Genomic DNA, 9,982 nt, shown 5'->3' on the forward strand with positions numbered 1-9,982 from the left:
TTCGCGCGTCATCTGGTTGAAGTATCGGCCCAGCTGGGCAATCTCGTCATCGCCCTCTTCCTCCAGAACCTGCACATTCAGGTTGCCGCCGCCAACCCGCTGGGCGGCTACGGTCAGGCGGGCCCCCGGACGCGACAGCCGCTCGGCAAAACACATGCCCAGCCACATTGCCGCCAGGATCATGATCAGGGCAAAGCCCAGGTACAACAGGCCGAACTCAAACAGCACCCGGCCCCGGTCGCTTTCCAGCTGCTGGTACAGATGCGCGGTTTCCTGGGTATCATCGAGCAGGTTCAACAGCTCGCCGTCGACCTCCCGGCTGATGTACAGGAAGCGGTCGACAAAGGCCTCCAGCCGCACGATGGCCCGGAATTCGTTGTTGTCCCAATCCTGGATGATCTTCATCCCGTCGATCGAGGCATCAGTGATGTCCTGGCTGTCGGGATGTTCAAAATCAAATTCATAAGACCGCTCGCCGCGGGCCCGGATTTCGCCGCTGCCGTCGATCACATAGGCTTCGCGCAGGCCGCGTTGCACCTGCCCCTGTCCCTGCGCGAGGATCTGGCGGATGTCGCCATCGTCGAAGGCGAAATTCGCCCGCCGGGCGCTGTCGACGAAACGCGCCAGCGCCTCGACATCCTCGGTCAGGCCGCGGCGCTGCTCTTCCTCATAGGCCTCGGCGGCGGCAAGCGACGCGCCGACCACGTTCTGCACCCGGCTCGAAAACCACGTCTCGAGACCGATATTGATGGTGAGCACGGCAAACACCGCGACCGTGACCGTGGGCAGCAGCGCCATCAGCGCGAACACCCCGGTGAGGCGCAGGTGCAGGCGCGAGCCGGCAGATTGCGCCCGCCGGTCGGAGATCATCCGGGCAACGCGGGCCAGAACCAGCGTCGCCAGGAGCAGCACATAGACCAGATCGGCCAGCAGAACGAGACTGAGGCTCAGCTCGGTGCCCCGACCGATGTCGAGCGGACCGAGCGCGACAAAGGTCAGCAGCGCGAGGACCGGCCCAAGAAGCACCAGCCCTAGCGTCGCGACGTTTTGCACCATGCGCTGGCGCCGCAGACGGGCCAGCTTTGACCACGTCGCGCTGCGCGAGACAGATTTCCGTGCCCGGATGGCCACAGGCCGACCTCATCCTGATGTGCTGCTCGATGCAGCGAACCGCCATATCTTGTGGCTTCTTCGCCAGCTTCGAGAAAACGAAGCAGCGCGGCCACATCTATGTGGCTCTTTTACATCAGTTTGCGGCGGCGTGTCACGCGAATATCGAGGTCGGTGATCTTCTTTCGCAGCGTATTGCGGTTGATTCCCAAAAGATCGGCACATTTCGCCTGATTGCCGCCCGTCGCCTCGAGCGCGATCTCGATCAGCGGCGCCTCGACCTCCTTCAGGATGCGCGCATAAAGCCCCGGCGGCGGCAGCATGTTGCCGTGCAGGTCGAAATAGCGGCGCAGGTGGCGGGCCACCGAGGTGCCAAGCTTCTCGGCGTCGCCGCCGCGCAGGATCGGACCGGTATCGGGCTGGTTGCCCAGCACCGCCTCGACCTCGGGGCGGCTGATCTCCTCGGCGCGGCTGGTCAGGCTCAGGCGGCGCACCGAGTTCTCGAGCTGGCGCACGTTGCCCGGCCAGCTATAGGCGCGGAAGAGCTCGGAGGCATCGGCCGAGAGCCAGCGCTTGGGCGCGCCCTCGCGCTCGGCCCGGGCAAGGAAGTGATCGGTGAGCAGCGCGATGTCCTCGACCCGCTCGCGCAGGCTCGGCACGTTGATCGTCGCACCCGAGAGGCGATAGTAGAGATCCTGGCGCACATGGCCCTCTTCCATCGCCTGCGCCAGATCGCCCTGCGAGGTCGCCATGAAGCGCGGCACGTGCTCGCCGGGGATGTCCATCATCCGCACCACGCGGGCCTGGATCTCGTCGGGGATGTCGGTGATCTCGTCGATCAAGAGCGTGCCGCCCTTGACCCGCGCCAGCACCCGCGCCGGGCCCTCGAGATCCGAGAGATCAGCCCCGGTCACGGTGACGAAGGGCAGCGTGCGGCGGTCGGAGAAATCGTGGATCGCGCGCGCGATCAGCGACTTGCCGGTGCCGCTCTCGCCCGAGATCAGGACCGGCAGATCGGTGTTCATCACCCGCGCCACGAGGCGATAAAGCGCCTGCATCGCCGGGGTCTTGCCGACCAGCGGCAGCTCGTCGGGGCCATCGGCGCCGATCGTCGCGACCTCTTCGCGCTTGGGCGTGCGGTTGCGGTTGTCGAGCGCCTTGGCGGTGCGCTTCATCAGGTCCGGCAGGTCGAAGGGCTTGGGCAGGTAATCATAAGCCTCGGCCTCGGCCGCCTGGATCGCGGTCATGATGGTGTTCTGCGCCGAGATCACGATCACCGGCAGCTCGGGCCGGTCCTGGTGGATCTTGGGCAACATCTCGAGCCCGTTGCCATCGGGCATGACCACGTCCGAGATCACCACGTCGCCCTTGCCCTCTCCGACCCAGCGCATCAGCGTGGTCAGCGACGAGGTCGCATGCACCTTGCAGCCGGCGCGGGTCAGGGCCTGGGTCAGGACCGTGCGGATGGTGCGGTCGTCATCAGCAACAAGAACGGTGCCGTCCATTAGCTCTTCTCCTCTGTCTCGCGCGGGGCGCGCGGAAGCGAAATGCGGAAGACCGTGCGGCCGGGGACGGAGTCCACCGAGATCCAGCCGTCATGGTCGGATATGATCTTCGAGACCAGCGCGAGGCCGAGGCCGGTGCCGTTCTCCTTGCCCGAGACGAACGGGTCGAACACGTCGCCCTTGATGTCGTCCGGCAGGCCGGGGCCGTCGTCGATCACCTCGACCTGCAGGGGCAGTTTCTGCGTCGTGCCATCGGCCCGGCGCATGCGGAAGGAATGCTCGTAGAAGGTGCGCAGGCGGATGGTGCCGCCGGCCTTCTGATCCGCCGCCTCGGCCGAGTTCTTCAGCAGGTTCAGGACCACCTGCAAAAGCTGGTCGGGATCGCCGTAGGCGAGCGGCAGCGAGGGGTCGTATTCCTCGATGAACTTCATATGCGCCCCGGCGCCAAGCTGGGTCGAGCGCCGCGCCCGGTCGAGCACGTCGTGGATGTTGACCGCCTTCTTCTCGGGCGCCGAGAGGTTGCCGAACTGCTCGACCTGCTCGAGCAGCTTCACGATGCGGCGGGTCTCGGCGACGATCAGGTCGGTGAGCTCGAGATCGTCCTTGCTGAGGCTCATGCTCAGGAGCTGTGCCGCCCCCGCAATGCCCGCCAGCGGGTTCTTGATCTCGTGCGCCAGCATCTCGGCCATGCCGATGGCCGACTTGGCCGCCGATTTCACCGAGTGGCTCTGGGTCATCCGACCGGCCAGCTCGCGCGGCGAGATCAGCATGATGAACCAGCCGGGATGGCTTTGCACCGGCGCGATCTGCAGGTTGCAGACCAGCGGCGGGCGCGAGCCGGTGCCGACATCGACATCGTTCACGAAGAGCGGCGTGCCGTTCTCGCGCGCCCGGGCGAGGCTTTCCTCGAGCGGCGCGTCAACCGCGAGGCGATCCCAGATCGGCTGGCCGATCAGCCACTTGGCCGAGTTGTTCATGAAGCCTTCGGCGGCCGGGTTCATGTCTGCGATGCGCTCTTCAGCGTCCAGAAGGATCGCCGGGATCGGCAGGGAGGACCAGAGCTGGCCTTGGATCTCGGTGTTCATGCGGCCTCCTCGAGGGCCTCTTCAAGCGCCGGCTTGAGCGCCGCGCGCACCCGGGCGGGATCGCGCTCGGTCAGCACGGCCCGGCGCATCGCGGCGTCGGTGCCGGCGGCGTCCATGTACCAGCCCAGATGCTTGCGCGCGCAGCGCACGCCAAGATCGGGGCCATAAAACTCGATCATCCGGTCGTAATGCTCGCGCACCAGATCGGTCAGCGCCGCGCCCTCAGGGATCCGGGGCTTAGGCGCGCCGTAAAGCGCGTGGGCGATCTCGGCCAGCCGCCACGGCGCGCCCTGCGCCCCGCGCCCGACCATCACGCCATCGGCGCCGGAGAGCCGTAGCGCCTCGCGGGCGCTTGCCGCGTCGGTGATGTCGCCATTGGCAACCAGCGGCACGCTCACCGCCTCCTTCACCTCGCGGATCGCCGCCCAGTCGGCGCGGCCCTTGTAGAACTGACAGCGGGTGCGGCCGTGAATCACGATCATCCGGATGCCCGCCGCCTCGGCCCGCGCCGCCAGCTGCGCGGCATTGCGGCTGCCGTCGTCCCAACCCAGACGCGTCTTGAGCGTCACCGGCAGGTCGACCGCCGCGACCACCGCCTCGATCAACCTTAGCGCGTGGTCCGGATCGCGCATCAACGCAGACCCCGAATAGCCCCCGGTGACCTTCTTGGCCGGGCATCCCATGTTGATGTCGATGACCCGCGCGCCCATGTCTGCGACCATGCGCGCGGCCTCGGCCATCGGCTCGGGTGCGCGGCCAGCGATCTGCACCGAAGTGTTCTCGATCGCCGCGCCAAGCTCGGCCTTTTCGCGGGTGCCGGGGCGCGCGGTGAGGAACTCGCCGGAGGCGATCATTTCCGACACCACAAGCCCCGCCCCCCATCGCGAAACGAGGGTGCGGAAGGGCAAGTCGGTGATTCCCGCCAGCGGAGCCAGCAGGACAGGGGGAGTGATCAACCTGTCTCCGAGGAGGATACTCAAGCGCCTATTCCTTGTGCAGATGCTTGGGAGGTAACCTGTGCGCGCGCCACATTCAATTGCCCAAAGGGGTTAACGCCCCATCTTGCCGCAGTTTGCCTAATTTTTAACCGCGAACCCACGGCGCATTGCGCAGCGCCGGGGCAGCGCCTAGAGAGGGCGCCGGGAAGGACCAATGCCATGACAACCGCCGCCATCATCGTCGCTGCCGGTCGCGGCACCCGGGCCGGGGGCGCGCTGCCCAAGCAATGGCGCGACATCGCCGGGGCGCCGGTGGCGCTGTGGACGCTGCGCGCCTTCGCCCACCTGCCCCGCCTCGTTCTGGTGATTCACCCCGATGACCGCCCCCGCGCCGAGGCGCTCTGCGCCGGCCTGCCGGTCACGCTCGTGCACGGCGCCGCAGACCGCGCGGGCTCGGTCCGCGCGGGGCTCGAGGCGCTGGCCGACGATCCACCGGAACGGGCGCTCATTCACGATGTCGCGCGCCCCTGCGTCTCTCGAAATCTGTTAGACGCGGTGATCGCCGCGCTCGACACCGCGCCGGGCGCCGCGCCGGCGCTGGCGGTCACCGATGCGCTCTGGACCGGCGCTGACGATCGCGTCACCGGCACCCGCGACCGCAGCGGGCTCTACCGTGCCCAGACCCCGCAGGGCTTCCGCTATGACGCCATCGTGGCGGCCCACGCCGCGCATCCCGGAGGCGCGGCGGACGATGTCGAGGTCGCCCGCGCCGCCGGGCTGGACGTCGCCATCGTTCCGGGCGAGGAACGCAATCTCAAGATCACCGGCCCGGAGGATTTCGCCCGCGCCGAGGCACTGCTGAAGGAGAAGGATCGAATGGATATCCGGCTGGGCAACGGCTATGACGTGCACCGCTTCGGCGAGGGCGACCACGTCGTGCTTTGCGGCATCAAGGTGCCGCACGGGCGCGGCCTGCAGGGCCATTCCGACGCCGATGTTGGCATGCACGCGGTCACCGACGCGCTATACGGCGCCATGGCCGAGGGCGATATCGGCCGCCACTTCCCGCCGAGCGATCCGCAGTGGAAGGGAGCGGCGAGCGAAATCTTCCTGCGCCACGCCGTCGAGCTTGCCCGCTCCAAGGGCTTCACCATCTCAAATATCGACCTCACGCTGGTCTGCGAACGCCCCAAGATCGGCCCCCATGCGCCCGAGATGACCGCCGAGATGTGCCGCATCTTGGGCATGGAGCCCGACCGGGTCTCGATCAAGGCCACCACCTCCGAGCGGCTCGGCTTTACGGGGCGCGAAGAGGGCATCGCCGCCATTGCAACTGCCACGCTGGTGAAACCATGAAAGCCATCGCCTCCTTCTTCTATGTCGGCTTCCTGAAGCCCGCCCCGGGCACCTGGGGCTCGCTCGCCGCCCTGCCCGTCGCCTATGTGCTGCTGGTCGCCGGCGGCTTCTGGCTGCTCGCCGCCGCCACCGTCGCGGCCTTCGTCCTTGGCCTTGTTGCCACCGAGCGCATGACCACCAACGCCGCCGACCACGATCCCTCGTGGATCGTCATCGACGAGGTGGTCGGCCAGTGGATCGCGCTCTTCCCCGTGGGCTATGGCGCGATGATGATGTCGGTCGATGTCTGGCGGCTCTGGCCGGGCTGGGTCTCGGCCTTCGTGTTCTTCCGCCTGTTCGACATCTGGAAGCCGTGGCTGGTGGGCAAAGCCGACCGCCGGGGCGACGCGATGGGCGTCATGCTCGACGACGTGATCGCCGGCGTGTTTTCTGCTATCGTCAGCATCGCGCTTGCCGCGCTTGCCCACGGAGTCTTGATGTGACCGAAGTCCTTGCCCGCGAAATCCTGATGCTGGCCCGCGAACGCGGCGCCACGATCACCACCGCCGAAAGCTGCACCGGCGGCAAGGTCTCGGCGGCGATCACCGATGTCGCTGGCTCGTCGGACATCTTCCACCGCGGCTTCGTCACCTACTCCAACGCCGCCAAGCAGGACATGCTCGGCGTGCGCGGCGAGACGCTGACGCTGCATGGCGCGGTCTCGGAAGACGTGGTGCGCGAGATGGCCGAAGGCGCCCGCGCGGCGGCAGAGGCGGATTTCGCCGTGGCGATCTCGGGCGTCGCGGGCCCAGGCGGCTCGGATCTCAAACCCGAGGGCATGGTCTGCTTCGCGCTGGCCAGCGCCACCGACACCATCACCGAAACGATCCAGTTCGGGGCGCTCGGGCGGGGAAACGTCCGCGAGGCGGCGGCCCATCACGCCCTCGAGCTTTTGCAGAGCGCGCTCAGCGAAGACTGAGCCGCCTCAGGCTTTCGCGCCGTAAAGCTCCGCCGCGCGGCGCTCGAAGGCCCGCACGATGCGTTGCATCGCCTCGTAGAAGAACATCCCCGCCGCGCCCTGCAGGATGCGGTTCTTGAACTCGAAATCGACGAAGAAGTGCACGTCGACGCCACCGTCCGGCTTGTCCTCGAATTCCCACTTGGAAATCATGTGCTTGAACGGGCCGTCGAGGTATTCCGTATCGATCTTCTTCTGCTCTGGATAGAGCGTCACGCGGCTGCCGAAGCGCTCGCGGAAGACCTTGAACGAGATCACCAGGTCCGCCAGCATCACCGTGTGATCGCCCTTGTCCTCGGTCGAACGGATGCGCGCCGCGGCGGTCCAGGGCAGGAACTCGGGATAGCTGCCGACATCGGCCACCAGATCATACATCTGTTGCGCGCTATACGGCAGGTGCTTGGTCTCGGAATGGGTCGGCATGACGGTCTTTCTAGCGTCCCTTTATCGCGTGACAATGGTCGGGGGTTTCTTCATATGCTGTGGCCGTCTTTGCAAGGGGAATGCCATGACTGAGCGGCCATATGTCGTAGACGAGATGATCTCGGCCAAGACCATCGCCGCGCGGATCGAGGAGCTTGCGCGCGAGATCGGGCGCGAGTACCGCGATACCGACAAGCTGGTGGTGGTCGGCCTGCTGCGCGGCAGCTTCGTGTTCATCGCCGATCTGGTGCGCGAGATCGACCTGCCGGTCGAGGTCGATTTCCTCGAGGCCTCCTCCTATGGCAACGCCATGCACTCGAGCCGCGAGGTGCGCATCCTCAAGGACCTGCGCTCGCCGATCGAGGGCCGCGACGTGCTGGTGGTGGAAGACATCGTCGACACCGGTTTCACGCTGCACCACGTGCTGAAGCTGCTGGGCTCGCGCGAGCCGCGCAAACTGCGCACCATCGCCCTGCTCGACAAGCCCGCGCGGCGCGAGGTGGCGCTCAAGGCCGACTGGACAGGCTTCGAGATTCCCGACGAGTTTGTCGTGGGTTACGGCATCGACTTCGCGCAGAGGAACCGCAACCTGCCGTTCATCGGCAAGGTTCGCTTCCCGGAGGAGTGAGATGAACCCGCACTGGTTCTTGCGCATGGCGCGCTGGGTCCGGAACCCGCCATCGGCGGGCCGGGTCAAGCTGGTTCTGGGCGTGGTGGCGGTCTGCCTCGCGCTCTACGCCGTCGAGCGCTGGATCGGCTGGCCGGATGCGCTCACCGCAGAGCGCTTGCGCGTGCCGATGCGGGTGAGCCCCTGAGCCATCGCCGATCACGGTTTGGCGAGCCGCATGTCGCAAGACCTATAGGGGACGTGTCGGACGGCGCCGCGCAGTGCGCGAAGAGCGCACCTCAAGCAATTGATTTATTGTGATTAATAGGGTTATGGAAAACGCTTCCGGGACTCTTTCCGGAGTATGACACCTGAACCGGCGATGAACTCCAAGGTTGTCACAGCGCCGCCGAGCAGAGAGGCTAAGTTTGCCGAGGTCCGGTTGCCGGCCTAGCTTTACGGCACCCATAGGTAGAAAAAGATCACCCACAGGGAGTTTTCGATGACCCGCCTTCTGACCACCGCCGCCGCCCTGTCGCTTTGCCTCTCCGGCACCGCGATGGCGCAGGATTACGCTGGCCACCTGAAAGCCCGTCAGGGCCAGTTCCGCATCCTCGCAATCAATCTCGGCACGCTGGGCGACATGGCCCAGGGCAAGACCGAGTACGACGCCGAGGCCGCGCAGGCCGCCGCCGACTCGCTGGTCGCGGTGTCAATGATCCACCAGCAGCCGCTCTGGCCCGAGGGCTCCTCCGAGATGGATATCGACGGAACCCGCGCCAAGGCCGAGATCTGGGACGACTGGGAGGATTTCGCCTCCAAGTGGTCGGCGCTCGGCGAGGCGGCCACGGCGATGCAAACCGCTGCCGGCAGCGGTGCCGAGGCCATCGGCCCGGCGATGGGCGGTCTGGGCGGCGCCTGCAAGGCCTGCCACGACAGCTACCGCGCGCCGCAGAACTGATCGATGCGCAGAGCGATCGGGATCGTGGTCCTGGCGGCGCTCGCCGCCGCCGGGGCTGGATGGGTGCTGACCGCGCCAAAGCGGCTGCCCGAGGCGCGCTTTGCCGGAATGACCGGCGACCCCGGGAACGGCGAACGGGTCTTCACCGCCGCCGGCTGCGCCTCCTGTCACCACGCCCCCGATGCCTCCGGCGACGACAAGCTGGTGCTGTCAGGCGGCCAGCGCTTCGCCTCGGAGTTCGGCACCTTCGTGGCGCCCAACATCTCGCCCGACCCCGCGCAGGGCATCGGCGACTGGGGCCTCGCGGACTTCGCCAACGCGGTGATGCGCGGCGTCTCGCCTTCGGGCCGACACCTCTACCCGGCTTTCCCCTATACTGCGTATGCTCATATGCGCGACGCGGACGTGGTGGACCTCTGGGCCTACCTGCTCACCCTGCCCGCCTCGGACACGCCCAGCCAGCCTCACGAGGTCGGCTTCCCCTTCAACATCCGCCGCGGCGTCGGCGCATGGAAGCGGCCCTACATGACCGATGACTGGGTGATGAGCGACGTGCCCGACGCCCAGGTCGAGCGCGGCCGCTATCTCGTCGAGGCGCTGGCCCATTGCGGCGAATGCCATACGCCCCGCGACGGGCTCGGCGGGCTCGACACCTCCGCCTGGCTCACCGGCGCGCCCAATCCCAGCGGCAAGGGCACGATCCCCGGCCTGACCCCGGACGCGCTCGACTGGGACGCGGGGTCCATCGCCTATTATCTCGAAAGCGGCTTCACCCCGGACTACGACAGCGCCGGTGGCCACATGGTGGCGGTGGTGGAGAATTTCGCAAAACTGGATCCGACCGACCGCGAAGCCGTCGCCGCCTATCTCAAGGCGCTGCCCCCCGGCGGCGTAATGGACTAAGCGTTCCGCGGCAATCCCGGGACAAGCCCCCGGCCGCAAAGACCGGCCTGCCTCCGGCGGGAGTATTTTTGACGAAGAGAAGACAGGGGCGCAGCGC

General features: G+C 67.1%; 12 protein-coding genes. 7 read left to right on the plus strand and 5 right to left on the minus strand.

Features of this window, described 5'->3' with window-relative positions:
* From AC6RA4_RS19185 to dusB, 4 genes are all read right to left on the minus strand, one after another.
* The coding region (locus AC6RA4_RS19185; RefSeq protein WP_500163107.1) for a HAMP domain-containing protein at positions 1–1,056 on the minus strand (1,056 nt) is incomplete at its 3' end.
* 185 nt (positions 1,057–1,241) lie between these two features.
* Positions 1,242–2,615 (minus strand): response regulator, encoded by a 1,374-nt coding sequence (locus AC6RA4_RS19190; RefSeq protein ID WP_222605044.1) that lies wholly within the window; start codon positions 2,613–2,615, stop codon positions 1,242–1,244.
* Entirely contained in the window at positions 2,615–3,700 is a 1,086-nt protein-coding gene (locus AC6RA4_RS19195; protein ID WP_500163109.1) for a two-component system sensor histidine kinase NtrB, read from the minus strand. The genes AC6RA4_RS19190 and AC6RA4_RS19195 overlap by 1 nt, the downstream gene beginning before the upstream one ends.
* On the minus strand, positions 3,697–4,680 hold the full coding sequence (dusB, locus tag AC6RA4_RS19200; protein ID WP_500163110.1) for a tRNA dihydrouridine synthase DusB: 984 nt from the start codon (positions 4,678–4,680) through the stop codon (positions 3,697–3,699). The genes AC6RA4_RS19195 and dusB overlap by 4 nt, the downstream gene beginning before the upstream one ends.
* A 177-nt stretch (positions 4,681–4,857) precedes the next feature.
* Between dusB and AC6RA4_RS19205 the strand changes: the two genes are divergently transcribed.
* The 3 genes from AC6RA4_RS19205 to AC6RA4_RS19215 are packed head-to-tail and all read left to right on the plus strand — an operon-like array spanning position 4,858 to position 6,952.
* Entirely contained in the window at positions 4,858–5,994 is a 1,137-nt protein-coding gene (locus AC6RA4_RS19205) for a bifunctional 2-C-methyl-D-erythritol 4-phosphate cytidylyltransferase/2-C-methyl-D-erythritol 2,4-cyclodiphosphate synthase (protein WP_500163112.1), read from the plus strand.
* Positions 5,991–6,476, plus strand: coding sequence for a phosphatidylglycerophosphatase A family protein (locus tag AC6RA4_RS19210; RefSeq protein ID WP_500163113.1), 486 nt, complete (start codon positions 5,991–5,993; stop codon positions 6,474–6,476). The genes AC6RA4_RS19205 and AC6RA4_RS19210 overlap by 4 nt, the downstream gene beginning before the upstream one ends.
* Entirely contained in the window at positions 6,473–6,952 is a 480-nt protein-coding gene (locus tag AC6RA4_RS19215) for a CinA family protein (RefSeq protein ID WP_500163115.1), read from the plus strand. The genes AC6RA4_RS19210 and AC6RA4_RS19215 overlap by 4 nt, the downstream gene beginning before the upstream one ends.
* A gap of 6 nt (positions 6,953–6,958) precedes the next feature.
* On the opposite strand, the gene AC6RA4_RS19220 is transcribed toward AC6RA4_RS19215, so the two are convergent.
* Complete coding sequence (locus AC6RA4_RS19220; RefSeq protein ID WP_500163117.1) at positions 6,959–7,414, minus strand: type II toxin-antitoxin system RatA family toxin; 456 nt, start codon at positions 7,412–7,414, stop codon at positions 6,959–6,961.
* An 85-nt stretch (positions 7,415–7,499) separates the two neighbouring features.
* Between AC6RA4_RS19220 and hpt the strand changes: the two genes are divergently transcribed.
* The 4 genes from hpt (at position 7,500) to AC6RA4_RS19240 (ending at position 9,885) form a co-directional block, all read left to right on the plus strand.
* A complete protein-coding gene (gene hpt / locus AC6RA4_RS19225) occupies positions 7,500–8,042 on the plus strand; it encodes a hypoxanthine phosphoribosyltransferase (protein ID WP_500163119.1) in 543 nt (180 codons plus the stop codon).
* 1 nt (position 8,043) lies between these two features.
* The gene (locus AC6RA4_RS19230; RefSeq protein WP_500163120.1) at positions 8,044–8,229 is read left to right on the plus strand and encodes a hypothetical protein; all 186 of its coding nucleotides are present in this window, start codon (positions 8,044–8,046) and stop codon (positions 8,227–8,229) included.
* A gap of 294 nt (positions 8,230–8,523) precedes the next feature.
* Entirely contained in the window at positions 8,524–8,982 is a 459-nt protein-coding gene (locus tag AC6RA4_RS19235; RefSeq protein WP_500163122.1) for a c-type cytochrome, read from the plus strand.
* Between the two features lie 3 nt (positions 8,983–8,985).
* Positions 8,986–9,885 (plus strand): c-type cytochrome, encoded by a 900-nt coding sequence (locus AC6RA4_RS19240; protein WP_500163124.1) that lies wholly within the window; start codon positions 8,986–8,988, stop codon positions 9,883–9,885.
* The last annotated feature ends 97 nt before the right edge of the window (positions 9,886–9,982 follow it).

Source organism: Salipiger sp. (assembly GCF_059781815.1).